The sequence below is a fragment of the Roseateles flavus genome (assembly GCF_039872765.1).
Classification (GTDB): Bacteria; Pseudomonadota; Gammaproteobacteria; order Burkholderiales; family Burkholderiaceae_C; genus Roseateles_B; species Roseateles_B flavus.
Window position 1 is genome coordinate 257912 of sequence record NZ_JBDPZC010000004.1, and the last position, 23964, is coordinate 281875.

The 23964-nt window shown below is 69.9% G+C and carries 19 protein-coding genes and 1 pseudogene; 5 read left to right on the plus strand and 15 right to left on the minus strand.

Translation table 11 applies throughout. From position 1 onward, the window contains the following. Position 1: 1 nt before the first annotated feature. Positions 2 to 556, plus strand: a complete 555-nt coding sequence (locus ABDJ40_RS10955) for a hypothetical protein (RefSeq protein ID WP_347609573.1) — start codon at positions 2 to 4, stop codon at positions 554 to 556. Positions 557 to 670: 114 nt separating this feature from the next. On the opposite strand, the pseudogene ABDJ40_RS24755 reads toward ABDJ40_RS10955, so the two are convergent. Beyond that, a pseudogene (locus ABDJ40_RS24755) lies at positions 671 to 982 on the minus strand (Gfo/Idh/MocA family protein); the annotation flags it as partial. Positions 983 to 1119: 137 nt separating this feature from the next. Between ABDJ40_RS24755 and ABDJ40_RS10965 the strand changes: the two are divergent. Together ABDJ40_RS10965 and ABDJ40_RS10970 are read left to right on the plus strand one after the other, a co-directional pair. Beyond that, positions 1120 to 2322, plus strand: coding sequence for a multidrug effflux MFS transporter (locus ABDJ40_RS10965; RefSeq protein ID WP_347609577.1), 1203 nt, complete (start codon positions 1120 to 1122; stop codon positions 2320 to 2322). A gap of 109 nt (positions 2323 to 2431) precedes the next feature. Beyond that, the gene (locus ABDJ40_RS10970; RefSeq protein WP_347609579.1) at positions 2432 to 3487 is read left to right on the plus strand and encodes a carbonic anhydrase; all 1056 of its coding nucleotides are present in this window, start codon (positions 2432 to 2434) and stop codon (positions 3485 to 3487) included. Positions 3488 to 3496: 9 nt separating this feature from the next. On the opposite strand, the gene ABDJ40_RS10975 is transcribed toward ABDJ40_RS10970, so the two are convergent. From ABDJ40_RS10975 to glk, 3 genes are all read right to left on the minus strand, one after another. Then, entirely contained in the window at positions 3497 to 4216 is a 720-nt protein-coding gene (locus ABDJ40_RS10975) for a substrate-binding periplasmic protein (protein ID WP_347609581.1), read from the minus strand. Between the two features lie 60 nt (positions 4217 to 4276). After that, entirely contained in the window at positions 4277 to 6571 is a 2295-nt protein-coding gene (locus ABDJ40_RS10980; protein WP_347609583.1) for an ATP-binding protein, read from the minus strand. Between the two features lie 203 nt (positions 6572 to 6774). Beyond that, entirely contained in the window at positions 6775 to 7791 is a 1017-nt protein-coding gene (gene glk / locus ABDJ40_RS10985; RefSeq protein WP_347609585.1) for a glucokinase, read from the minus strand. 241 nt (positions 7792 to 8032) lie between these two features. Between glk and ABDJ40_RS10990 the strand changes: the two genes are divergently transcribed. Continuing rightward, entirely contained in the window at positions 8033 to 8992 is a 960-nt protein-coding gene (locus ABDJ40_RS10990) for a glycoside hydrolase family 16 protein (RefSeq protein ID WP_347609587.1), read from the plus strand. A gap of 23 nt (positions 8993 to 9015) precedes the next feature. On the opposite strand, the gene ABDJ40_RS10995 is transcribed toward ABDJ40_RS10990, so the two are convergent. The 11 genes from ABDJ40_RS10995 to ABDJ40_RS11045 form a co-directional block, all read right to left on the minus strand. Beyond that, positions 9016 to 9744: a GGDEF domain-containing protein gene (locus ABDJ40_RS10995; RefSeq protein WP_347609589.1), complete on the minus strand. Its 729-nt coding sequence runs from the start codon at positions 9742 to 9744 to the stop codon at positions 9016 to 9018. Between the two features lie 242 nt (positions 9745 to 9986). Next, complete coding sequence (locus tag ABDJ40_RS11000) at positions 9987 to 11045, minus strand: ABC transporter ATP-binding protein (RefSeq protein WP_347609591.1); 1059 nt, start codon at positions 11043 to 11045, stop codon at positions 9987 to 9989. 1 nt (position 11046) lies between these two features. Beyond that, the gene (locus tag ABDJ40_RS11005) at positions 11047 to 12384 is read right to left on the minus strand and encodes a GH1 family beta-glucosidase (protein WP_347609594.1); all 1338 of its coding nucleotides are present in this window, start codon (positions 12382 to 12384) and stop codon (positions 11047 to 11049) included. Between the two features lie 44 nt (positions 12385 to 12428). Further along, positions 12429 to 13262 carry a carbohydrate ABC transporter permease gene (locus tag ABDJ40_RS11010; RefSeq protein ID WP_347609596.1) on the minus strand — a complete coding sequence of 278 codons (834 nt, stop codon included), beginning with the start codon at positions 13260 to 13262 and terminating at the stop codon, positions 12429 to 12431. Next, positions 13262 to 14182: a carbohydrate ABC transporter permease gene (locus ABDJ40_RS11015; RefSeq protein ID WP_347609598.1), complete on the minus strand. Its 921-nt coding sequence runs from the start codon at positions 14180 to 14182 to the stop codon at positions 13262 to 13264. The genes ABDJ40_RS11010 and ABDJ40_RS11015 overlap by 1 nt, the downstream gene beginning before the upstream one ends. Beyond that, positions 14179 to 15435 carry an ABC transporter substrate-binding protein gene (locus ABDJ40_RS11020; RefSeq protein WP_347609600.1) on the minus strand — a complete coding sequence of 419 codons (1257 nt, stop codon included), beginning with the start codon at positions 15433 to 15435 and terminating at the stop codon, positions 14179 to 14181. The genes ABDJ40_RS11015 and ABDJ40_RS11020 overlap by 4 nt, the downstream gene beginning before the upstream one ends. Positions 15436 to 15600: 165 nt before the next feature. Continuing rightward, the gene (locus ABDJ40_RS11025) at positions 15601 to 17124 is read right to left on the minus strand and encodes a tryptophan halogenase family protein (RefSeq protein WP_347609602.1); all 1524 of its coding nucleotides are present in this window, start codon (positions 17122 to 17124) and stop codon (positions 15601 to 15603) included. A 22-nt stretch (positions 17125 to 17146) separates the two neighbouring features. Further along, positions 17147 to 18151 (minus strand): cupin-like domain-containing protein, encoded by a 1005-nt coding sequence (locus ABDJ40_RS11030; RefSeq protein WP_347609604.1) that lies wholly within the window; start codon positions 18149 to 18151, stop codon positions 17147 to 17149. A 19-nt stretch (positions 18152 to 18170) separates the two neighbouring features. Continuing rightward, the gene (locus ABDJ40_RS11035; RefSeq protein WP_347609606.1) at positions 18171 to 18866 is read right to left on the minus strand and encodes a SapC family protein; all 696 of its coding nucleotides are present in this window, start codon (positions 18864 to 18866) and stop codon (positions 18171 to 18173) included. Positions 18867 to 18965: 99 nt separating this feature from the next. Then, a complete protein-coding gene (locus ABDJ40_RS11040) occupies positions 18966 to 21962 on the minus strand; it encodes a TonB-dependent receptor (RefSeq protein WP_347609608.1) in 2997 nt (998 codons plus the stop codon). Positions 21963 to 22165: 203 nt separating this feature from the next. Continuing rightward, positions 22166 to 23215, minus strand: a complete 1050-nt coding sequence (locus ABDJ40_RS11045; protein WP_347609610.1) for a LacI family DNA-binding transcriptional regulator — start codon at positions 23213 to 23215, stop codon at positions 22166 to 22168. 319 nt (positions 23216 to 23534) lie between these two features. Here ABDJ40_RS11045 and mraZ point away from each other — a divergent pair, with 319 nt between their 5' ends. Next, on the plus strand, positions 23535 to 23963 hold the full coding sequence (mraZ, locus tag ABDJ40_RS11050) for a division/cell wall cluster transcriptional repressor MraZ (protein ID WP_183104855.1): 429 nt from the start codon (positions 23535 to 23537) through the stop codon (positions 23961 to 23963). Position 23964: the final 1 nt, after the last annotated feature.

Here is a 23964-nt window from a genome sequence, read left to right on the forward strand (position 1 = left end):
GGTGCCCCTGGCCCAGCAGGGCCTCGACGGTCTGCTGCACGGCCAGGGCCTCGGCAAAGCCGGGCAGGGCGTGCGAACGGCCGTCCAGCAGGGCGCTCCAGTGCTCCAGCAGGTCGGCCTCGGTGAGGTCGGGGCGCAGGTCGCGCTCGCCGAGCTCGCGCCAGTCCTCGTCCTTGCGCAGGCGGATGCGCCGGAACCAGTTGCTCAGCCAGACCTCGCCGCCGCGGGCGCGCCAGCGCATCTCGTTGACATCAGCCTCCTGGCCCAGCACGGCGGCGTCGATGTCGATGGGCACGCCGGCCGCGAACAGCCGGGCGCGCAGGCCGATCTCGGCCGCTTCGGCCTGCACGGGGTACAGCAGCTCGCTGTGCACCACCTCGGCGGCGCCCAGCACCCGCTGCAGCACGAAGATGAAATGGGACAGCACCTCGCGGCAGAAGCCGCCCTCCGCGCGGCCCGCCAGCCAGGCGCCTGCGTCACGCTGCCAGGGGCGGGGCCAGCTGGCGAAGCGCAGGGTCAGCTGCACCGACTCCAGCTCGCCCATGGGATGGCGTGAGGCCGCGCCGAAGCAGGACTGCAGCTGCGCCAGGCCGCTGCTGGACGCCAGCGAGAAGTTGACGGCCGCCCGGTGCTGGCCCTGGCGCTGGCGCTGCAGGGTGCGGGCCGCGGCCTCGGCATCGACGGCCAGGGGCTTCTCGCACAGCACTGGCAGCCCGTGCTCGAAGGCCCGCTCGGCCCAGTGCAGGTGCGAGGCCGGCGGGCTGGCGATGTAGACGCCGCGCAGCCCGGCATGGCCCAGCAGGTGCTCGGGCTCATCGGGAATCAGCAGCTGCGGATGCCGGCCGCGCAGGGCCGCCCGCGCCTGCGGGTCCGGGTCCCAGGCGCACAGGGGATGGAAGCGGGGATGGCTGTGGAGCCGGTCCAGCATTCGCTGGCCCATGACTCCCAGTCCGATGAGGCCAATGGCGTAGGGTTCGGGCATGTTGAGGATTCACGCAAGCGCGCCGGAGTTTAGGCCCTGCGCCAGCGCGTTCCGGCGCCGGCCGCTACACTGATTCGCTCCTTTCCTCCTGCCGCCCGGGCCTGGCGCCCGGGACCGGCGCACAACGCACACTCCCGATGAATCCTGATGCCGGCACCCTCTGGCGCGGTCCGCGCTGGACCTTGGCCGTCCTGCTGGCCTGCCTGGGCACCGTAGGCCCCTTCTCCATCGACACCTACCTGCCGGCCTTCGCCGGCATCGCGCAGGCGCTGGATGCCACCCCGGTGCAGATGCAGCAGACCCTGTCCAGCTACCTGCTGGGCTTTGCGCTGATGAACCTGTTTCATGGGGCACTGTCCGACAGCTTCGGCCGCCGTCCGGTGGTCCTGGTGGGCACGGCCATCTTCGCGCTGGCCTCGCTGGGTTGTGCGCTGTCGGCCAGCATCGGCCAGCTGATCTTCTTCCGCACGGTGCAGGGCATGTCGGCCGGCGCGGGCGTGGTGGTCTCGCGGGCCATCATCCGCGACATGTTCCCGCCCTCCGAGGCACAGCGGGTGATGTCCCAGGTGACGCTGTTCTTCGGCGTGGCGCCCGCGGTGGCGCCCATGGTGGGCGGCTTTCTCTTCGTGCATGCCGACTGGCACGCGATCTTCTGGTTCCTGGTGCTGGTGGGCACGGCCCTGTTCGTGGCCAACTGGCGCCTGCTGCCCGAGACCCTGCACAAGGACCTGGCCCAGCCCTTCCACCCGCGCGACCTGATGCGCGGCTACTGGCAGCTCTGTGGCAGCCGCAAGTTCCTGCTGCTGACCATCGCCAGCGGCGTGCCCTTCAATGGCATGTTCCTCTATGTGCTGGCCGCCCCGGTCTTCCTGGGCGAGCACCTGCACCTGGCGCCCACACAGTTCTTCCTGTTCTTCCTGTTCAGCATCGGCGGCATCATGGGCGGCGCCTGGTTCAGCGGGCGGCTGGCCGGCAAGATCAAGCCCCGGGCCCAGATTCGCCGTGGCTTCTTCATCATGCTGGCCATGGCCGTGCTGAACGTGGTGCTGAACCTGGCCCTGCCGCCCAGCGCCTGGTGGGCGCTGCCGGTGATCGGCGTCTTCGCCCTGGGCTGGGCCCTCATGGTGCCGGTGGTGACGCTGATGGTGCTGGACCAGGTGCCGGAGCGCCGCGGCATGGCCTCCTCGCTGCAGGCTTGCATCAGCAGCGCGGCCAACGGCCTGGTGGCCGGCGTGCTGGTGCCCCTGGTCATGCATTCCACCCTGGGCCTGGCCCTGGCCTCCGCAGGCATGATGGCCATCGGCCTGCTGGCCTGGCTGTGGGTCAAGCGCGAGGTCTGAGTCGCCGGGGCCGGGCACTCAAGACTGCCGTCATCCGGCCGATGTAGAAGCAGGTGCATGCCGAGCCGGCCCGTTCACGGGCGCGGCCGCGCATGCTCAGGAGCCTTTCATGCACCACCGATCCCTTGCCGCCCCGTTTCTGCCGTCCCTTCAGCGCCCGACGCTGGCCTGCCTGAGCTGGCTGATGGTGGCCGCCCTGTGCCTGGCCTGGCCGCGGCCTGCGCAGGCGCGCTCGACGCCCGCGGAGAAGAGCGAGCCCAAGGTTGAGAAGTCCGACAAGCAGTCATCCGACAAGTCCGCCACCCCAGCCAGGGAAGCCGGCAAGGAGGAGGGTGCTGCCGAGAACCTGGGCGTCCTGCGCCAGCGGCTGGCGGAGCGCCTGGCGACCAAGGCCGAGCCCGCGCCCCCGACGCCCAAGCCCGAGTCCCGCGGCGATTCCAAGGCCGAGCCCCGCAATGCCAGGCGCGCCGAGCCCAAGGGCCATGGCGGCGAACTGCACTGGGCCTACGAGGGCGAGGGCGGCCCGGAGCACTGGGGCGAGCTCAAGCCCGAGTACCGGCTCTGTGCCAGCGGCAAGCGCCAGAGCCCCATCGACATCCGCGACGGCATCCGCGTGGAGCTGGAGAAGATCCAGTTCGACTACCAGCCCAGCGGCTTCGCCGTGCTGGACAACGGCCACACCATCCAGGTGAACATCGCGCCCGGCAACAGCCTGCAGGTGATGGGTCGCCGCTACGAGCTGCTGCAGTTCCACTTCCACCGGCCCAGCGAGGAACGCATCAACGGTCGCCAGTTCGACATGGTGGCCCACCTCGTGCACAAGGACGCGGACGGCCGCCTGGCCGTGGTCGCCGTGCTGCTGGAGCGGGGGCGTGATCAGCCCCTGGTGCAGACCGTCTGGAACAACCTGCCGCTGGAGAAGGGCGAGCCCCTGCCCGCGCCGGGCCAGATGGACCTCAACCAGCTGCTGCCCGAGGACCGCGCCTACTACACCTACATGGGCTCGCTCACCACGCCGCCCTGCTCGGAGGGCGTGCTGTGGATGGTGATGCGCCAGCCGGTGCAGCTGTCCGCGAACCAGCTCAACATCTTCGGCCGGCTCTACCCCATGAACGCCCGGCCGGTGCAGCCGGGTTCGGGGCGGCTGATTAAAGAGTCGCAGTGAGGACCGCGCTCACTGCGCGTAGCCGAAGCGGGCGTGGATGCCCTTGATCACGCCCTTCTGATGCAGGGTCTGCAGCTGGCTGTTCAGCAGCCTGACGGTCTCTTCCGGCAGCTGCTTGTGGCAGGCCAGGTACATCTCGGTGCGGTTGAAGTTCAGCACCGGCTCGATATTGCCGATGCCCTGCTGCCTGAGCCGGTACAGGCCGATCAGGCGCCCCGTGGCCCAGTAGTCGATGCGGCCGGCCAGCAGCTTGCGCGGGTTGGCGTCATCGCTGGGCGCGGCCTCGACCGTGTAGCCGCGGGTCTGCAGATAGCTGACGATGGCATCGCCCTGGTAGCTGCCGATGCGCATGTTCTGCACCTCCTCCAGATGGCCGGGCCGGCTCGCGCCGCTGCGCGCGAAGAGGGTCCAGTCATTGGTCACCAGCGGGCCGATCCAGCGGTACAGCTCCTCGCGTTCCGGGGTGCGTGACATCGAGAACACGCAGGTGTTGACCTGGGTCCTGGCCATGGCGATGGCGCGCGCCCAGGGGTAGACGGCGATCTCGTACTCGATGCCGGCACCCTCCAGCAGGGCGCGGACGATGTCGGTGGCGACGCCGGTGACGCGGCCCTGGCCGTCGCTCATGTTGTAGGGCGGGTACTCCTCGGTGGTGAGGATCAGGCGCTGCTGGGCCTGCGCCGTGGCGCCCCAGCAAAGCAGCCAGAGGCAGAGCAGCCAGCACTTCATCGGGCCCTCCCGTGGGCCGCGCCGGGCAGCCCTGCGAAACGACTGTAGCGCCGGCCGCGCTCAGTGGCCAGTGCCGGCGTGCAGCCAGCGGCGCAGGGTCAGGAAGAGCTGCTCGGCCACCACCGGCTTGGCCACGTGGTCGTTCATGCCGGCATCCAGGCAGCGCTGGCGTTCCTCGGCAAAGGCATTGGCCGTCATGGCGAGGATGGGCAGCTGGCGGCCCTTCTCGGTGGCACGGATGGCGCGGGTGGCGTCCAGGCCGTCCATGGCGGGCATCTGCACGTCCATCAGCACCAGGCCGTAGTCGCCCTGCTGCACCATCTCGCAGGCCTCGACGCCGTCATTGGCCACGTCCACCTCCAGCCCTGCGCTCTGCAGCAGGGCCACGGCCACTTCCTGGTTGACGACATTGTCCTCGGCCAGCAGCACGCGCCGGCCCTGGAAGGGCGTCAGCAGCTCGCGCGCGGCCTGGCCTCGCTGCAGGCCGGCCGCGGCCAGGGGCTGGTCGGACAGGGGCAGCTCCAGCTCCAGCCAGAACAGGCTGCCTTCGCCGGGGGCGCTCTGCACGCCCACCTCGCCGCCCATCAGCCGCGCCAGGCGGCGCGAGATGGCCAGGCCCAGGCCCGTGCCGCCATAGCGCCGGGTGGTGGAGCTGTCAGCCTGCTCGAAGTCCTGGAACAGCCGTGCCTGGGCTTCCTCGCTGATGCCGATGCCGCTGTCCCGCACCTCGAAGCGCAGGTGCAGCTGCTGCGGCGTCTCGCTCAGCACATGGGCGCTGAGGCGCACAAAGCCCTGGTCGGTGAACTTGATGGCATTGCCGGCGAAGTTGATCAGGATCTCGGTGATGCGCTGGGCGTCGCCCATCAGCACGCGGTTCTGCAGCTCGTCCGGCACGTCCTGCTGCACCTGCAGCTGCTTCTCCGCGGCCCGCTGCGCCATCATGCTGGCGATGTTGTCCAGCAGCTGGTTGACCGAGAAGATGCCGGACTCCAGGTGCAGCTTGCCGGCCTCGATCTTGGAGATGTCCAGCACGTTGTTGATCACGCTGAGCAGGTGCTCGGCGGCGTCCGCCACCTTCTTGAGCCGGTCCTGCTGGGCGGGCTCCGTGCTGTCGCGGCGGGCGAGGTAGGTCAGGCCGATGATGGCGTTCATCGGCGTGCGGATCTCGTGGCTCATGTTCGCCAGGAAGGCGCTCTTGGCCAGGTTGGCGGCTTCCGCGGCCTGGGTGGCGGTGGCCAGGGCCTGCGTGCGGGCCTCGACCAGCTCCTCCAGGTGATGGCGGTAGCGGTCCAGCTCCAGGGCGTCGCGGCGCTGGCGGGAGATGTCGGTCAGGAAGCCGTGCCACAGCACCGAGCCGCCATCCTCCAGCTGGGCGATGGCGTTGCCGTACAGCCAGCGCTCGCTGCCGTCGGCGTTGTCGGTGCGGAACTCCTGCTGCCAGGGGCTCAGGTGGCGGGCCGAGGAGGCCAGGGCCTCGCGCACGGCCTCCCGGTCCTCGGGATGGATGCGCTCGAACAGCGCCTCGGCCTCGCTCAGCAGCAGCTGGGCGGGCACGCGGAAGTAGTCCTTCACCGCCTCGCTGACGTAGGCGAAGCTGAAGCGGCCCTCGGGGCTGCGGCGCAGCTGATAGACCACGCCGGGCACCGTCTCGGCCATGCCGCGCAGGCGCTCGATCAGCTGGCGCTGCGCGTCGAACTGGTGCTGCAGGGCATCGCGCATGTCCTGCAGATGCTTGCCCAGGCGGCCGATCTCGTCATTGCGCCCGCCCTCCAGCTCCGTGCTGAAGCGGCCCTGGGCCATGTCGTTGGCAAAGCGGCCCAGAGAGCGCAGCGGCCGCATCACGCGGGAGTTCAGGGCCAGCAGCACCAGGGCGACCGAGATCAGCAGCTGCCCGCCCACCGTGGCGGCATAGAGCCAGCGCTGGCGGCTGAGGGCGGCGGCGGCCAGGTGGTCGTCGATCTCGATCTGCAGATGGCCGATGCGGGTGCTGCCGCGGAAGATGTCGCGCTCGCCCTTGATCAGCTGGCCCAGCTGGCGCTCGGGGTGGCGCATCTCGATGAAGGGCAGGCCCTGGGAGGCGTCGCTGACGGCCACGCGGACGACGTCCGGGGACTTCATGATGGCCGCGGCCACCTCGCGGGCGGCCACCTGGTCCAGGTTCCACAGCAGCTCGGGCAGGCTGCTGGCCAGCACGTCCAGCTTGGTCTGCAGGTCGCGCTCCAGGTTCTGCTGGGCCACCTGGGGTTCGCGCAGACCGATCAGCAGGCCGCCAACGCTCAGCGCCGGCAGCAGGAGGCCGGTGCTGACCCCAATGGCAAGGGCCACGAAGAGCGAACTGGTGCGCTTGCGACTCAAACAAAGACTCCAGGACCGTCAGGGGTCCGGCGCAGGGCGCGCCGGAGGGCTGCCGCCGCCTCTGCAAGGCTGGGGCCAGCCACCTGCGCGGATTGTGCACGGCTTCGCGGAGGCGCTGGCTGATCCAGAGGGGCGTGCTGTCTTGTTTGTGTCAAATCCGGCGTGGCAAAAGTCGCGCCGGGCCGGGTTTGGCGAGGCCGGTCTCAGTGGACGCGGTCCAGGGCCCGGGCGGCCCCCAGCAGAGCGGGCGAGGTGGGGCTGTCGATCACGAAGCAGGGAATGGGCGTGAGCAGGGGCTGCAGGCGGCCCTTGCCTTCGAAGCGTTCCCGGAAGCGCGAGGCGCGCAGCTCGGGCAGCATGCGTGGCGCGATCCCCCCGCCGATATAGACCCCGCCGGTGGCCCCCAGGGTCAGGGCCAGATTGCCGGCGGTGCTGCCCAGGAAGCGGCAGAACAGATCCACGGCCCGCTGGCACACCGGATCGCCCGCGCGGGCGCGCGGCAGCACCTGCTCCGGCTGCAGCTGCGGGTCGGCGGCGAGGTCCAGCAGCTGCGCGCTGGCCCGGTAGAGGTTGAGCAGCCCCGGGCCGGACAGCGCCCGCTCGGCCGAGACATGACCGAAGCTGGCGCGCAGCAGGGCCAGCACGGCGGACTCCTCGTCGTCCATGGCGCTGAGGGTGGCGTGGCCGCCCTCACCGGCCAGGGGCACGGGGCCCTGGGCCGAGGGCAGCAGCCCGGACACCCCCAGCCCCGTGCCGGCCCCCAGCAGGGCCAGCGGCGCCCGCGGCTGTGCCAGGCACTCGGCAGAGGGGCGCACGCCACCCAGGTCCTGCAGGGCAGCGCCCTCCAGGCTGGGCAGGGACAGGGCCAGCGCCGTGAAGTCGTTGATGACCTCCAGGCGCTGCAGGGCCAGCTGCTGGCGCAGGGCCTGGATGGAGAAGGCCCAGTGGTGGTTGGTCATGCGCACCTCGTCGCCCGTCACCGGGTTGGCGATGCCCAGCGCGCAGGCGGCCGGGCGGGAGGGGGCCTGGTCGTGCAGGTAGTGCCGGATGGCGTCGCCCAGGGTGGGATGCTCGGCGCAGCGGTAGGTCTGGACATGGCTCAGGGGCGCACCCGGCCGGTCCATCCAGGCGAAGCGCGCATGGGTGCCGCCGATGTCGCCCAGCAGGCGCGGAAAGGGGGCCTGGGTCGCGGGGGCCTGCAGCGGATGGGCCTGGCTCATGGGGGTCTCCTGGTGCGGTTCGGGGTGGGATGTCCGGATTGTGCGTGAAACCGCTTTCAAACCACAAGGGGGAGAGGCGGGAGAGCGGGTCGGTGTTTCCACTCAACGCCATTCGGCTCGTGATCGAGATAATGAAACCGCTTTCACATCAACTCACCGGCCCGATGCCTACCGGTCGCCGCGCAGGGCCCGCCCGTGCTCTGCCGCGCCGGGGCGCCTCGCGACCGGCTGGAGACTGCCCATGGCCCCGCTTTCCACCCCGCATTCCACCTCGGCGCCCGCGAGGGTGCCTCCGCGCCCCGGCTTCCTGCTGCCCCTGCGGCGCTGGCCTGCCGTGGCCGGCCTGGCCCTGGCCGCCTGTGGTGGTGGCGGCGCACCGGCGGCCACGCCCACGCCTGCCCCTGCACCTGCACCTGCACCTGCACCTGCACCTGCACCTGCACCTGCGCCCCCTGCGCTGAGCCGTCCCGCCGACCATGTGCTGGTCTGGTCCGATGAGTTCGATCAGCCCGGCCTGCCCGATCCCCGGCGCTGGTCCTATGACACCGGCCTCAATGCCCAGGGCTGGTTCAATCACGAGCTCCAGTACTACAGCGCCGCGCGGCTGGAGAACAGCGAGGTCCGCGGCGGCCGCCTGGTGATCACCGCGCGCCTGGAAAGCCGTTCCGACCAGCCCGACTGGGGCGGCCAGCGCTACAGCTCCGCCCGCCTGCTCACCGCCGGCAAGGCCCAGTGGACCTACGGCTTCTTCGAGGTTCGCGCCAGGCTGCCCTGCGGCCGTGGCAGCTGGCCCGCCATCTGGATGCTGGGCGCGCAGGGCAGCTGGCCTGCGCAGGGCGAGCTGGACATCATGGAGCAGGTCGGCCGCGAGCCTGCCAAGGTCTTCAGCACCGTGCACACCACCAGCGGTTCAGGCGGCAGCGGCAAGGGCGGGTCCGTGCAGCTGCCGACGGCCTGCAGCGCCTTCCACGACTACCAGATGCTCTGGACGCCGCAGGGCATCCGCTTCGGCGTCGACGGTGTCGAGCACGCCCGCTACGACAACCTGGGCACCGGCCCCGCCCAGTGGCCCTTCGATGCGCCGCAGTTCCTCATCCTCAACCTCGCCATCGGCGGGGACCTCGGCGGCACGGTGGACGACACCATCTTCCCGCTGAGCTACGAGATCGAGCATGTGCGGGTCTATCAGCGGCAGCCCTGAGCGGGGCAGGCGGTGCCGCGCAGCTAGGTCCCGGAGGACGTGCCCGCCCTTGCCTTCTTGACGAGGTACATCGCGTCATCCGCCTTGGCGAGCAGGGCGCTGACGGTGTCGCCATCCTGGGGATAGGTGCTGACGCCCACGCTCACGGAGGCCGTCAGCGCGCATGGGACTTGCAGGTGAAGCTGGCCGACGGCGTCGGTGATCTTCCTGCCCAGCTGGAGGCCGTCCTCGCGGGTGCTGATGGGGGCGAACACCACGAACTCATCGCCGCCGAGCCGGCAGACCGTGTCACTGGCGCGAACGGCCCCGACCAGGGTCCGGGCAATGCCCTGCAGCAGCTTGTCGCCGATGGCATGCCCCAGGGTGTCATTGACGTGCTTGAAGTTGTCGACGTCGACAAAACACACGGCGAGCATGGCGCCGTGGCGTCGCGCCAGATGGAGATCGTGCTCCAGGCGGTCCCACAACGCCACACGGTTCAGCAGGCCGGTCAGCGAGTCGGTGCGCGAGGCATGGACGGCCATCTCGAGTGCCGCATAGGCCGTCGCGGTGGCCTGATGGGCGACCTGGTTGGCGGCCGTCAGCCGTTGGTTCTCGGCGACCATGCCACGCATGGCCTCATGCCCGGCGTCGCCGCGTTCAGCCCGGATCGTCTCCTGCAGCGCGAGCAAGGTGGCCTCGGCCTCTGCGATCTCCTGGCGCAGTTCAGCCAGGCGGTGCTGCCTGGCCTCGATGCCGTCGGAGGCGGTCATGAGTCCCACTCCTTAATTGGCTGGATTGAAACGGACCGGACACGCCGCCTGCGCTCCAGGGGCTGCATGCCGGCTTTTCCTTCACCAGCACCACGACAGCCTGCCAGGAAGCATACGCTCTTCTCCTGAGTCGTGGAGACGCATACGGCGAGGCGCCACGCCTGGCGCCGGGGCACGCGGCGCTGGCGCCTGCCTGTGGGTGGATCCCGAGCCCCTGGCCGCGCAGGCGCGGCCGACCCGTGTCAGCGCCGCACCCGCTGCCCCTGCGCATCAAACCCCAGCACCCGCGCCGTCGACGCGGCCAGGCCGATGCGCTCGCCGGGCTGCAGGGCCGGCACGGCGCCGTTGACCTTCAGCGTCAAGGCCTTCTCCAGGCCCTCGACGCGCGCATAGAGCAGATGGGTGTCGCCCAGGTGCTCGGCGAAGTCCAGCTGGGCGGGCACGCCCTCGCCGGCAGGGGCCAGCTGGAGGTGCTCCGGACGCACGCCCAGGCGCTGGGCAGAGCCGGGCAGGGCTGCGGTCCAGTTCGACCACAGGGCCTGGTGAGCCGGGCTGGCACTTGAGGCCGGGCGGTCCATGAGATTGATCGCGGGCGAGCCGATGAAGCCGGCGACGAACTCGGTGGCCGGGTCCTCGTACAGCGCCAGCGGCGTGCCCAGCTGCTCGATGCGGCCCTGGTGGAACACGGCGATGCGGTCGCCCAGGGTCATGGCCTCGGTCTGGTCGTGGGTCACGTAGACCATGGTCGCGCCGAGCTGGCGGTGCAGACGGGCCAGCTCGATGCGCATCTCCAGGCGCAGGGCCGCGTCCAGGTTGGACAGCGGCTCGTCGAAGAGGAAGACCTTGGGCTTGCGCACGATGGCACGGCCGATGGCCACGCGCTGGCGCTGGCCGCCCGAGAGCTGGCCCGGGCGGCGGTCCAGCAGGGCGGTGAGCTTCAGCGTCTCGGCGGTCCTGCGGACCTGGGCCTCGCGATCGGCCTTGGGCACGCCGGCCATCTTGAGGGCAAAGCCCATGTTCTCGGCCACGCTCATGTGCGGGTACAGGGCGTAGCTCTGGAACACCATGGCCGCGCCGCGTTCGGCCGGCGGCAGCTCGTTGGCGCGCTGGCCGTCGATCAGCAGCGTGCCCTCGGAGATGTCCTCCAGTCCTGCGATCATGCGCAGCGTCGTGCTCTTGCCGCAGCCGGAGGGGCCGACGAAGACGAGGAACTCGCCGTCCTCGATGTCCAGGTCGACGCCGCGGATGACGTCCTGCTCGCCGTAGCGCTTGTGGATGCCTTGCAGGCTCAGTCGTGCCACCTCAGGCCCCCTTGGCTTGCGCGGCCAGGAACTGGCGGTACCAGCGGGCGCTGTCCTTGGGCGTGCGCTGCTGGGTCTCGTAGTCCACGTGCACGATGCCGAAGCGCTTGGCATAGCCGGAGGACCACTCGAAGTTGTCCAGCAGGCTCCAGACCATGTAGGCATCGACCGGCACGCCTTCCTGCTTCGCCGCATGCACGGCGGCGATGTGGCGCTGCAGGTAGCGGGTGCGGGCCTCGTCCTGCACGCGGCCATCGACCCAGGGGTCGGGGAAGGCGCCGCCGTTCTCGGTCACCCAGAGGCTGGGCACCTGCGGGTAGTCGCGGTGCAGGCGCAGCAGCAGCTCGGTCAGGCCCTCGGGGTAGACCTCCCAGCCCATCTCGCTGACCTCCTTGCCCGCAGCCTTGGGATCCCAGGGCTTGTCGGCGCTCTGCACGGAGCGGGAGTAGTAGTTGACGCCCAGGAAGTCCAGCGGCTGGCGGATCTCGGCCAGGTCGCCCTCGTGCACCTTGGGGGCCTTCTCGCCCAGGTCCAGCCAGATGTCCAGCGGGTAGCGGCCCTGGCACAGCGGGTCCATGTACCAGCGCAGCAGGCGGCCGTCCTCCAGCACGGCGCGGGCCTTGTCGGCGGCCGAGGGCGTGGCGGGATGGGTGGGCGCGAGGTTGAGCACGATGCCCAGCTTCTCCTTCGCGCCCGCGGCGCGCAGGGCCTTGAGGGCGCGGCCGTGGCTCAGCAGCAGATGGTGCGAGACCTGCAGCGCCAGCGCCTCGTCCTTGAGACCGGGGGCGAAGACGCCGTTCTGGTGGCCCAGCACCGCCACGACCCAGGGCTCGTTGTGCGTGCACAGCGAGGCCAGGCGGTCGCCCAGGCGGCGCTGGATGCCCAGGGCGTAGTCCACGAAGCGGTCCACCGTCTCGCGGTTCCCCCAGCCGCCGCGGTCCTGCAGGCCCTGGGGCAGGTCCCAGTGGTTGAGCGTCAGGTGGGGCTGCAGGCCGCGGGCCAGCATGCCGTCCACCAGGCGGTCGTAGAAGGCCAGGCCGGCCTCGTTCCAGGCGCCCTGGCCCGTGGGCTGGACGCGGGGCCAGCAGACGCTGAAACGGTAGGCGTTGACGCCCAGGCTCTGGATCAGGTCGAGGTCATCGGCCCAGCGCCGGTAGTGCTCGCAGGCCACGCGGCCGTCGCTCGCGTCGGCGATGGCACCGGGCTGGCGGCAGAAGGTGTCCCAGATGCTGGGGCCCTTGCCGTCGACGTCGGCGGCGCCCTCGATCTGGAAGGCGCTGGTGGAGACGCCCCAGACGAAGTCGGGCGGGAAGTGCAGGGCGGTGGTCGGGTCAGTCATGGGTCGGGTGAGCGAAGGAAGGGCGGGTGTCGGGAGGAGCCGGCTCACTTGACGGCACCGGCGGTGAGGCCGGCGATGAGTTGACGTGAGGCCAGCATGAAGAGGGCGATCAGGGGCAGGGTGGCGACGGCAGCGCCCGCGATGAGGGCGCCCCATTCGGTGTCCACCGGGTTCTGCAGCAGGCGCAGGGCCAGGGGCAGGGTGAAGTGCTCGGGGCTGCGCAGCACGATCAGCGGGCCCACGAAGTTGTTCCAGCTGCCGATGAAGCTGATCAGGCCCAGCGTGCCCAGGGCCGGCTTCAGCAGCGGCAGCACGATGCGCACGAAGAGACCGAACTCGCCGCAGCCGTCCATGCGCGCGGCCTCGATCAGCTCCTTGGGCACGGCGCTGCGCACGTACTGGCGCATCAGGAAGATGCCGAAGGCGTTGGCCGCACCGGGCAGGTACAGGGCGCGGGGTTCGTCGATCCAGCCCAGCAGGTCCATCACCATGAAGCTGGGAATCATGCTCATGAAGCTGGGCAGCAGCATGGTGCCCAGCACCAGCGCGAACAGCGGGCGCTTGAAGCGGAACTCGAACATCGCGAAGGCATAGCCGCCCATGGCGCAGAAGAGCAGGGTCAGCGCCGTGGACATCAGCGCCACGTAGAGGCTCCAGCCCACGCTGCGCCAGAAGGGGATGCGCTCGCCCAGGAGGCGCAGATTGGCCCAGAGGTCGTCGCCGAACCACAGGGGCGGGGGGACGCTGAAGATGTCGGTCCGCGACTGCGTGGCGAAGACGAACATCACGTAGAAGGGCGCCAGCATCAGCAGGGCGCCGCAGCCCACGAGGGCATAGGCCATCCAGCGCGAGCGCTGCAGGGAAGGACGGCTGTTCATCACGCACGCTCCTTGCCGAAGGCGCGGTGCAGGGCCGCCGTGGCCGCTGCGAGGATCGCGAACAGCAGCCAGGACATGGCCGCGGCCGCGCCGAAGTCGTTGAAGTCGAAGGCCAGGCGGTAGAGGTAGACCGCGCTGCTCATGCCCGCCTGGTCATTGCCGCCGCGGCCGTTGGTCAGCACGAAGGGCTCCTCGAAGAGCTGCAGGCTGCCCACCACCGAGAGCGTGAAGCCGAAGAGCATCATGCTGCGCAGGCCCGGCAGGGTGATGTGCAGGAAGCGCTGCCAGGGGCCGGCGCCGTCCATGGTCGCGGCCTCGTACAGGTCCTTGGGGATGGTCTGAAGCGCGGCGAGGTAGAGCACGGTGTGGAAACCCACGTAGCGCCAGAACACGACCAGCGCGATGGCGGGGCGCAGGCGGTCCGGGTCGTTGAGCCAGTCGATGGCCTGCGCGGGCAGCAGCAGGCCGAGGCCGGGCAGCTGGCGCAGGGCGGCCAGGCCGCTGTTGATCAGGCCGTAGTCCGTCGAGAACAGGGCGCTGAACAGGATGGCGATGGCCACCGTCGAGGTGATGTAGGGCAGGAAGTAGGCGCCCATCAGCGCATTGCGCCAGCGCTGGCCCAGCGCCTGCAGCCCGCAGGCCAGGGGCAGGGCCACCAGGTGCTGCGGCACGGCGCTGGCCACGCCCAGCCACACGGTGTTGCCCAGGGACTTCCAGAACCAGGCGTCCTTGAGCGCGAAGGCGAAGTTCTCCAGGCCCACCCACTCCATGGCTGAGAGGCCGCTGGTGGGCTCCCAGCGGTTCAGCGCCAGCCACAGCGAGAACAGCAGCGGGAAGAGGCCGAAGACGGCGAAGAGCAGCAGGAAGGGCGCGAGGAACAGATAGGGTGCGCCGGCGGGGCGGATGCGCAGTGGCTTCATCGCTGGGCCCTCGTCTGCAGCAGGCGCTCGGCGTCACCCAGGGCGCTGGCGATGTCCTTGCCGCGGGTGAGCACCTTGTCGAGCTCGGTGTTGATGACTTCGTCGGCGAAGGCATCCTGGCGGTGCACGGCCACGGGCGTGATACGCCGCGCGGCCTCGCGCCACAGATGCCGGGCGCGCTGGCCGCCCAGGAAGGCCACCGGCTCGTCGAAGAAAGGGTCCTCGAAGGTGTCGACCAGGGCGGGGAAGATGTCGTGCGTCTGGAAGGCGTCCAGCAGCAGGGTCTTGTTGAGGGTCAGGTCTTGCATGAAGTCCCAGGCCAGGGCACGGCGGCTCGTGTCCCCCTTGGCAGGCAGGGCGTAGAAGCTGCCGCCATAGGCCGCGAAGGCGCCTTCGGGCAACTGGGCGGCGCGCCACAGGCCGCGGGTCTTGGGCGCCAGCCAGGAGCCCATGAAGCCCACCAGCCAGGCGCCGATCATCTGGGTCGCGATCAGGCCGCGGCGGAAGCCCTCGGTCCAGTCGCTGGACCAGTTGTAGACCTTGGCGTCCAGCCCCTCGGCGCGCACCTGGCGGGCCAGCTCGAAGGCGCGCCGGAAGCGCGGGCCGTTGACCAGCACGCGGTTGTCCTGGCTGAAGTAAAGGCCCTCGCCGGGCTGCACGCCGGTGCGGATGAGGATGTCCTTCATGTCCCGCGCATGGGCCAGCAGGTAGGCGCCGGTCTTGCGGCGGATCTCGCGGCCCGCGGCCACATAGCCGGCCCAGCTGCCGTTGAGGTCCTCGGCCTGCAGGCCGGCACGCGCCAGCAAGTCCTGACGGTAGAGCAGGGTGCCGGGGCCGATGTCCGAGGGCAGGGCGACGATCTCGCCGCGGCGGTTGCCGGCCTGACCCCAGGTGTAGGGTACGAAGCGATCGCGCAGGCGCTCCGCCTGGCAGGGCGCCTGGCGCAGGTCGAAGAGGCCGCGGCCCTGGGCGAAGCGGCCCACGTACCCGACCTCCAGCGCCATCAGGTCCGGCAGGTGGCTGCCGGTGGACAGCGCGGTGATCATGGCGGCGTGGTGGTCGTTCATCTCGCGGCTGATCACCTCCACCTCCACGCCCGGGTGGCGCGCCGTCCAGGCCGGCACGGCGGCGCGGACGATGGCGTCCAGCTTGGGATAGGCCGCGACGCTCAGTCGCAGCGGGGCCTGTGCCCGTCCGGCCCCGGCCCACAGGCCCAGGGCCAGCCCGAGGCCGGCGCGTCTTTGCGCATCCACGCTTTGTGCATCCACTTTGTCTCTTGTCCTTGTCTTGGGCGCCTGGTGACGCCTGGCGTTCGATGCCGCCTGTGCGCATCGGCTATGAAAGCGCTTTCAAACTATAGGGAAGCCGGGTGCCTGTGTCAATGGCGCGGGCCCTCGGTGGCGCCATCACGGAGGGGCTCAGGCCATGGCCTTCTCGGCCTGGGCCTGCGCGGCCGCGCAGAAGCGGCGCACATAGGCCTCGTGCGGAGGCAGGGACTGCACCGTGTGGGCCACCTGCTCATGGAGGGTGCTCAGGAACTGCCGCAGCTCGGCCTCGCCCATCAGGTCGGCCACCGGGTGCCAGGCCTTGGGCGTGAGGCCCTGGCCCAGCATGACCTGGATCCAGGAGTTCTCGGCGAAAAGCTCGTCGGCAGGGCGGAACACGCGGCCGGTCTGCGCGAAGAGCTCCAGGCGATGGCGCAGGCTGGCCGGCACCGCCATTTCGCGGCAGTGCGTCCACAGCGCCGAACCTTGGCGGGCATTGAGGTGGTAGTGCAGCACGATGAAGTCGCGGATGTGCTCCAGGTCCTTCTGTGACTGGCGGTTGAACTCCTCGATGTCGCAGGCCTGGATGCCGCCGGCCGGGAACATCTGCAGCAGGCGGATGGCGGCACGCTGGATCAGGTGGATGCTGGTGGACTCCAGCGGCTCGATGAAGCCGCTCGAGAGGCCCACGGCGATGCAGTTCTTCTCCCAGGTGCGCAGGCGCTGGCCCGGCGTGAAGCGCAGCACGCGCGGCTGGATCAGCAGCTCGCCTTCCACCTGCTGGCGCAGCACCTCTGGCGCGTCGGCATCGGCCAGCAGCTGGCTGCTGTAGACCAGGCCGTTGCCCACGCGGTGCTGCAGGGGGATGCGCCACTGCCAGCCGAAGTCATGGGCGATGGAGCGGGTGTAGGGTGGCGCCTCGCGCACGGCGGCGGTCTGCACGGCCACGGCGCGGTCGCAGGGCAGCCAGTGGGTCCAGTCCTCGTAGGCCACGCCGAGGGTCTCGCCCAGCAGAAGGGAGCGGAAGCCGGTGCAGTCGATGAAGAGTTCGCCCTCGACGAGGCTGCCGTCCTGCATGCGCAGCGCGCTCAGCGCCCCGTCCGGTCCCTCGGCCAGCACGGCAGCGATCTTGCCCTCGAGGCGCTGCACGCCGTGCCTCTCGGCGATCGCGCGCAGGAAGCGAGCGTAGCGAGAGGCGTCCAGGTGGTAGGCGTAGTTCAGGCCGTTGCGCGGCAGGTGGGCGAAGCGGTTCGCCTCCGCGGCGCGCAGCTCCAGGCAGTACTCGCCATAGGGCCGGGCCAGGCCCTGCGCCCGGCCCTTGAGCCAGAAGTGCTGGAAGCCGGCGCTCCAGTGGTCCTGGCCCGTGCGGCCGAAGGCGTGGAGGTAGGACTCACCCGGCGTCTTCCAGCCCTCGAACTGGATGCCCAGCTTGAAGGTGGCCTGGGTGGCGGCCATGAACTCGGCCTCGTTGATGCCCAGCAGCTCGTGATACGCATGCAGGGCGGGGATGGTGGCCTCGCCCACGCCCACGGTGCCGATCTCCTCGGACTCCACCAGCCGGATCTGCAGCTGCTTGCCCATCAGCTTGCCCATCAGGGCGGCGACCATCCAGCCGGCGGTGCCGCCTCCGGCGATGACGACGCGGCGGACGGCTTGCGAAGTGTGGAAGGGTGTCATGGCAGCTCTCTTCGGGGGTGGCTCATCGGTTGAGCTTGTTCAGCAGCAGGGCGCGCAGGCGGCGGTGCGCGGTCTCGTCCAGCGGACCGAGCACGCCCCGGGCCTCGGGCGGGAGATGCGCCGCCGTCTGGGGGCCGGCGTCAAAGACGTAATGGTCGAACAGCGCGCGCCAGGCGTCGCGCTCGGCAGGTGGCAGGTCGCGCACGGTGGCCAGGGCCAGCCACAGCGCGTTCATGGGCGAGTCCTGCCAGGCGGGCGTGCGGCGCCACCAGTAGTTGATCAGGCCGCTGAAGGGGTCCAGGGCCTGGACCTGGTGCCACCACTGGCTGGGGATGTAGATCGCGTCGCCCGCCTCGAGGGTCACCGCTTGCGCGCGGGCCTGCGCGGCGGCGTAGCGCGGGAAGCGCTGCAGGTCCGGCGAGGCGGCGTCGACCAGGCTGATGGGCTGGCCGGCCGGCGTGAGGTCCAGCGGGCCGATGTAGAGATCGCCCACGGCGTCCGGCGGATGGAGCGTGAAGCGGCGCCGGCCGCTGACGCAGCAGGCGATATTGGCGGGCCAGTCCTGGTGGGACGGCACGGTGACGCGGTTGCCCAGCCACAGGCTCACCAGGGGCGGCTCCGCTGCCTCGATGGCGAGCGGGTGCGCGTCCAGCAGGCCGGGCAGGCAGGCGTCCACGGTGGTCGATCCCATGTAGACGGTGGGCGGCGCCGGGTCGTTCAGGCAGGCCATCAGCTGGTCCAGCACGGTGCCGAAGGGCAGCAGGGCGCGCTGGAAGTTGAAGCCCTTGAAGTCGGGCGTGTAGGCAATGCGGCCGCCGGTCCCGGGCGACATCTGGTAGACGCCCACGGTGGCGTCGCGCCAGTGGCCGCGCAGCAGCTCGGCGGCCTCGTGCGGGCGGCGGCGCGCGGCCTGCACCAGGGGCCAGTGCGAGACGAGGCCGCGCAGCACGCAGGGCGCGTCGCCGTCCGGGCCGCTGCCCGTCAGCGAGGGCGGCACCTGGCCAGGCGTGCAGGGCAGCTCGCGCATCGCCGGCATCTCGGGTCCCTCAGGACAGGTGCTGCTCGCGCCGCACCAGCTCGCCAAAGCGCGACAGCGACGCCACGGCCATGGCCAGCGGCAGCCAGTAGCCGCGCTCGTGAAGATCGGCCACCACGGTGCCGGGCAGTGCGTCCAGGCGCTCCTCGTGGATGACGTGGAAGCCGCCGATGCGCCGGGTGCCGCCGCCTGCCACGGGCAGGTCCAGGGCCATGGGCTCCAGCAGCTCCAGGCGCAGCAGGGTGTCGATGAAAGCCGGCAGGGTCTGCAGCCCTTCGTGCAGGGCCTGCAGCACGCCGATGCGGTGTTCCAGCAGCGGCGAGAGGCCGCCCTGGGGCAGGAAGAGGGGATCGCCGTCGTGCTCGCTCAGGCGGGGGCTGTCCAGGTCGATGTGGACCACCCATTGCGTGGCGTCCCGGCCCACCATCAGCGGCTGGCGCTCCAGGGCCCAGGGCAGATGGGGCGCGTCCCAGCCCTGCGGGCCGAGGAAGAGATTGCCCGCGCCGCTGAGGCTCATCAGCGCCACCGGCTGGAAGGGCAGCTCGCCCGTGCAGGCCTGGAAGACGATGGGGAAGCAGGCCTGCAGCAGGCGGAATTCCGCCGGCACGGTGGGGACCACCGGCAGGTCGTCGCCATAGGCGCGTGAGGGCGCGGGGTCCAGGCGCAGGGCCTGGTGGCTGATGTTGTCGAGCAGGGCGGGGCGCATGGGCGTTCCAGGGCGGGCGTGGGCCGATGGTAGGGAGAGAGGGATCCCGCCGGGGAGGGCAGGATCCCTGAGCGGGGGGCAGAACCCCCGCGGCAACGCTCAGAAGGTGTAACGCGCGCCCACCATGAAGCGGCGGCCGGTCTGCGTGACCGACTGCACCTCCAGCCGGGTGCGGCCATGCGTGCGGATCACGCCGTCGTTGAGGTTGATCGCCTCGAACTGGAAGCTCAGGTGAGGGCTGTACTTGTAGCCGATGCTGAGATCCCACTGGCCATAGGGCTCGGTGTAGGACGGGCCGGAGCCGCCGTTCACCGCCGCATTGGTGCTGTTGAGGAACTCGCCGCGCCAGTTGTAGGCCATGCGCACGCTGTAGCGGTCGTCCTCGTAGAAGCCCACCAGGTTGGCGGAGTTGCTGAGGCCCACCAGCGCGTTCTGGTCCTGCAGGTCGTCGTCCTTGAACTTCAGGCCCGAGCGCACGTACGTGTAGTTGGCGGCCAGCCCGAAGCCGCTGCGGCCGAAGGCGTGCTGGACGTTGAGCTCCAGGCCGTTGATGTGGTCGCTGCGCTGGTTGGTGGGCACGCTGATGTTGAACACCGCCATCGGGTCGCCCGACTGACCGGCGATGGTGCCCAGGGCGTTGCCCGAGCCATCCACGCCGGTCTTCACGATGCCCATGCGGCCGTTGTAGGTGTTCAGCAGGTAGTTGCGCACGCAGGTCAGGTCCGCTCCGCCGCAAGACGCAGCCGCTTCCTTGAACAGCGCGCCATTGATGGGCGAGGTCAGGCTGAAGGGCGTCATCGGGACCACGCTGGTGCCGATGTAGTTGCTGATGTTCTTGCGGAAGATGCCGATCGCGGCGTAGCTGCTCTTGGCGTAGTAGTACTCGGCGGAGAAGTCGAAGTTCTTGGACAGCAGCGGCTTCAGGCCCGGATTGCCCTGGTTGCCGGTGCCGCCACCGGCGCGGTACTCGGTGAGCGTCTGCCCGCCCTGGATCTTGTCCCAGCCCGGGCGGCCGATGGACTCGCCGAAGCTGGCGCGCACCTTCCACTGGCTGCTCAGCTCGGCTTCCCAGTCGATGCTGGGCAGCAGGTAGCTGTACTTGCCGGAGAGGCTGGTGAAGCCCGGCGCGCCCTTGAGGATGGCGAACTCGTTGGCCGAGACCCACTGGATGCCGGTGGCGATGGGCACCAGAGCCTGCGAGTCGACCTTGGTGCGCTCGTAGCGCAGGCCCAGGGCAGCGCTCATGGGCACGCCCCAGTCGAAGTCGGCGCTGTACTGGACGAAGGCGCTGGTGCTGCGCTCCTGCGTGCGGCGGTCGTCGTCGAAGTTGTCGGTGGCCTTGAACCACTTGTCGCTGCCGTCGGCCTTCACCGCGGCGTCGCGCACGGCGTTGAAGTCCCAGACGAAGAAGTTGTTGACCATGGCCGAGCGGTCCACCGAGCCCATGGCGCGGCTGAAGTACTGCTGGATGGTGTCGGCCTGCCAGAGGGTGTCGGCGTAGTCGCTGGGCTTGTTGTGGCCGCCCCAGTCGTTCTGCTGCACGTTGGCGAAGGCGGTGCGGTTGTTCACCTTGGTCAGGCCCACGCCGAAGTCCAGGTTGGACGCGTCCGACAGCGTGTACTTGCCCTTGATCTGCGCCTGGTCGATGGCATTGCGCATGTAGGCATTGCGGAAGGACGAGCCGGTGACCTGCATGAGGCTGGCGCTGTCCGCCGGGTTGCCGGAGAGGCCGATGCCCAGCACCGGGAACTTGCCCGAGAAGTCCACGCGGTCGCTGGCGCGGTTCTGCATGGACACGCCCAGGGCGTTGTTGGTGCCATAGGGGCTGTCGGCACCGGCGGTGGCCACGGAGTGGTGGGCGTCCAGCTCCAGCTTCAGGCGTTCCGAGGCCCGCCAGACGGCGTTGAAGCCGGTGGAGTCGTTCTTGTTCTTCGTGCCGTAGTAGGCGCCGCCCATGGCCACGTCGGCCGGGCCGTTGGTGTAGAGCTCCGAGAAGATCAGGGGCGAGGCGATGGGGCCGTCCGCCCAGGTGGTCTTGTCGTAGGCGAAGTTGAACCAGGCCGAGAGTTCGCTGCGCTTGGTGTGGATCTTGTTCTCGGAGTAGGTCTTGTCCAGCGTCAGCGTCAGGTCCTTCATCGGGCGGTACTGCAGCACCAGCTGCCCGTTGGTGCGCGTGCGCTCGATGCCGTTCATGCTGTACATGAGGTTCTGGGGCACCTCGTACAGATCCGTCGGCTTGGGGCGGTTGGTGATCTTGCTGCCGCCGGGCTCGTTGGGCAGGGGCAGGGCCGTCCAGTCATTGGCGTTGGCCAGGTTGCCGGGCTTGCTGTACCAGCCATTGGGCACGCCAGCCTGGTTGTAGCCGGAGTTGCGCTTCTGCAGGCTGCCGCTGAGGGCGATGCCGAAGGTGCCGTCGGCAAAGACCTGGCTGTAGATGCCCGAGAGCTCCGGCGTGTTCTGCGAGCCGGCGATCACGCCGGGCAGGCGCTTGTTGGAGTCGTCGCTGACGAGCTTGGCGCCGAAGCTGGCCACGGTCTTGGGGTTGTCCAGCGGCCGGGCGGTCTTGATGTTGATGGTGGCGCCGATGCCGCCGGTGGGGTTCTCCGAGCGGCCGGTCTTGTAGACCTCCAGCGCCGCCACGCCTTCGGAGGCGAGGTTGGCGAAGTCGAAGGAGCGGGCGTTGGAGGCCGTGGTGTCGGCCAGGTTGGCGGCCGGCATCTGGCGGCCGTTGAGCAGGACCAGATTGAAGTCGGGGCCCACGCCGCGCACCGTCACCCGCGAGCCCTCGCCGTTGGCGCGGTCGATGGACACGCCGGCGATGCGCTGCATGGACTCGGCCAGGTTGGTGTCCGGGAACTTGCCGATGTCCTCGGCCACGATGCCGTCCACCACGCCCTGCGCCTTGCGCTTGAGGTCCAGGGAGCTGTCCAGGCTCTTGCGGATGCCGGTGATCACGACGGTGTCCAGCTGCGCCCCCTCGTCCTTCTTGGCAGGCTCGGCCGTCTGGGCCTGCAGGGTCGGGGCGATGAGAACGGCGCAGGCGGCGGCCAGCCGGCTCAAGGGCACGAGATGGCGGCGGCGCAGGTTGCGGGTCATGGGTCTGTCTCCTGGTGGTATTGGTGTGGCAGCAGGGGCGCTTCGAACCCTGCTGCATTGAAAGCGCTTTCAAATAGTAGCGCCAGCCACCAAGCGGTGTGACCTAGGCATCACCCTAATACGAATGTGCTGCCCTGCAGCAAAGCAACAGCGGCCCGGGAAAGCCGGCTGTGGCGGACTGAAACCGATTTCTGGCGGCGTCTTCAGCGCCCGGCGCCGCGGGCCAGGGCGGCCACAGAGTCGCGCTCCACGAGGCGGGGCTCGGGCAGCTTCAGCGTGGGCTTGCCCCCGGCCAGCATCTCCAGCAGGGCCTGGGCGGTGAGCCGACCCAGCTCCAGGCTGGCCTGGTGCACCGTGGTGAGGGGCGGGGTCATGTGCGTGGCCAGGGCCAGGTCGTCAAAGCCCACCAGGGAGATGTCTTGCGGCACGCGCAGGCCGGCCTTGTGCAGGGCCACGGCGGCGCCCATGGCCATCTGGTCATTGGCGGCGAAGAGGGCGGTGAAGCGATGCGGGCTGGCCAGCAGGCGCTCGGCCGCCTGGCGGCCGCCTTCCTCCAGGTAGTTGCCGCATTCCACCAGGGCCGGGCGGAGGGGGATGCCGGCCGCCTCCAGCGCGGCCTGGTAGCCGGCGAGGCGCTCGCGGGCGTCGGAGTGGCTCTGGTCACCGCCGATGTGGGCGATGTCCCGGTGGCCCCGCGCGATCAGGTGCTGGGTGGCCAGGCGCGCACCCTCGCGGTGGTCGTAGTCCATGGCGTAGACATTGGGCGCCTTGATGCTGCGCCCCGTCACCACCGTGGGCACCTGCTTGGCCAGCTGGCGCAGCGCGGCGTCGCCCACCCGGCCATTGAGGATGATCATGCCGTCCACGCGGCGGCCCATCAGGGTGTCGATGCAGCGCTGCTCCACCTCCACGTCCCAGTGGCCGCTGACGAAGAGGGCGCTGTAGTGCGCCTCGCTGAGCGTCTCCTCGATGCCGCGCATGGCGACGCCGAAGAAGGGGCTGTCGATGAACTGGGTGATCACCCCGATGCTCATCGTGCGCCCGCCTGCCAGGCCGCGCGCAATCGGGTTGGGCACGAAGCCCAGTTCGGCGATGGCGCGGTCCACCGCCGCCTTCTTCTCCGCGCTCACCACCGCCGTGCCGTTGAGGATGCGAGACACGGTGCTGGGCGACACGCCGCTGGCCTCGGCCACCATGCCGAGCGTGACGGGACCGGCCTTGCGGGCCGAGGGCGGAGCGGGGGTTCGAGCCATGGGCGGAGCGCTATGAAAGCGTTTGCGTGAAGGTTTGCGCGAGTGTAAGGGCAGCGTTCGGCGTGCGCGCCAGGCCCCGCGCGCCTCGTGGCGGGCACTGCGGGAAAGTCCTCAAACCGGGCGTGCGCAGTTCATCCAGCACTTTTAGTGCGATCTGCAAGTCCTTATTTTTGAAGGACTTTTTTTCTGAGTCGCGCTGCTGAAATCAACTGTAAGTGATTGATTTCATTGGACTTTTTTCCGATTTTCCTTGACCTGGCTGAAGTCGGTTAGTAAAGTGGGAGAAATTGTCAGATTGTGGGCCGCTGTGGCGAATTACGTGTTTCAAGGGGCGAGTGCCTTGGCGATGGACGCCAAGGGGCGCTTGACCGTCCCTACACGCCACCGCGAGCTGCTGCAGGGCCTGTGCAATGGCCAGCTGACCATCACCAAGCATCCCGAGGGTTGCCTGATGGTCTTCCCCCGCCCCGCCTGGGAAACCTTCCGTGACCGCATCGCCGCGCTGCCCATGTCGGCCGCCGGCTGGAAGCGCGTCTTCCTGGGCAATGCCCAGGACGTCGAGATCGACAGCGCCGCCCGCGTGCTGATCGCCCCTGAACTCCGTGCCAGCGCCAGCCTCCAGAAGGACGTGATGCTGCTGGGCATGGGCAGCCACTTCGAGCTCTGGGACGCCGCGGCCTATGCCGCGCACGAGGCCCAGGTCATGCAATCCGAGCTGCCGGACGCGCTCAAGGACTTCAGCTTCTGAT

Coding starts and splice junctions, on each gene's coding strand:
- ABDJ40_RS10965 (WP_347609577.1), top strand. CDS start 1,120: ATGAATCCTGATGCCGGCACCCTCTGGCGCGGTCCGCGCTGGACCTTG.
- ABDJ40_RS10970 (WP_347609579.1), top strand. CDS start 2,432: ATGCACCACCGATCCCTTGCCGCCCCGTTTCTGCCGTCCCTTCAGCGC.
- ABDJ40_RS10975 (WP_347609581.1), bottom strand. CDS start 4,216: ATGAAGTGCTGGCTGCTCTGCCTCTGGCTGCTTTGCTGGGGCGCCACG.
- glk (WP_347609585.1), bottom strand. CDS start 7,791: ATGAGCCAGGCCCATCCGCTGCAGGCCCCCGCGACCCAGGCCCCCTTT.
- ABDJ40_RS10990 (WP_347609587.1), top strand. CDS start 8,033: ATGGCCCCGCTTTCCACCCCGCATTCCACCTCGGCGCCCGCGAGGGTG.
- ABDJ40_RS10995 (WP_347609589.1), bottom strand. CDS start 9,744: ATGACCGCCTCCGACGGCATCGAGGCCAGGCAGCACCGCCTGGCTGAA.
- ABDJ40_RS11005 (WP_347609594.1), bottom strand. CDS start 12,384: ATGACTGACCCGACCACCGCCCTGCACTTCCCGCCCGACTTCGTCTGG.
- ABDJ40_RS11010 (WP_347609596.1), bottom strand. CDS start 13,262: ATGAACAGCCGTCCTTCCCTGCAGCGCTCGCGCTGGATGGCCTATGCC.
- ABDJ40_RS11015 (WP_347609598.1), bottom strand. CDS start 14,182: ATGAAGCCACTGCGCATCCGCCCCGCCGGCGCACCCTATCTGTTCCTC.
- ABDJ40_RS11025 (WP_347609602.1), bottom strand. CDS start 17,124: ATGACACCCTTCCACACTTCGCAAGCCGTCCGCCGCGTCGTCATCGCC.
- ABDJ40_RS11030 (WP_347609604.1), bottom strand. CDS start 18,151: ATGCGCGAGCTGCCCTGCACGCCTGGCCAGGTGCCGCCCTCGCTGACG.
- ABDJ40_RS11035 (WP_347609606.1), bottom strand. CDS start 18,866: ATGCGCCCCGCCCTGCTCGACAACATCAGCCACCAGGCCCTGCGCCTG.
- ABDJ40_RS11040 (WP_347609608.1), bottom strand. CDS start 21,962: ATGACCCGCAACCTGCGCCGCCGCCATCTCGTGCCCTTGAGCCGGCTG.
- ABDJ40_RS11045 (WP_347609610.1), bottom strand. CDS start 23,215: ATGGCTCGAACCCCCGCTCCGCCCTCGGCCCGCAAGGCCGGTCCCGTC.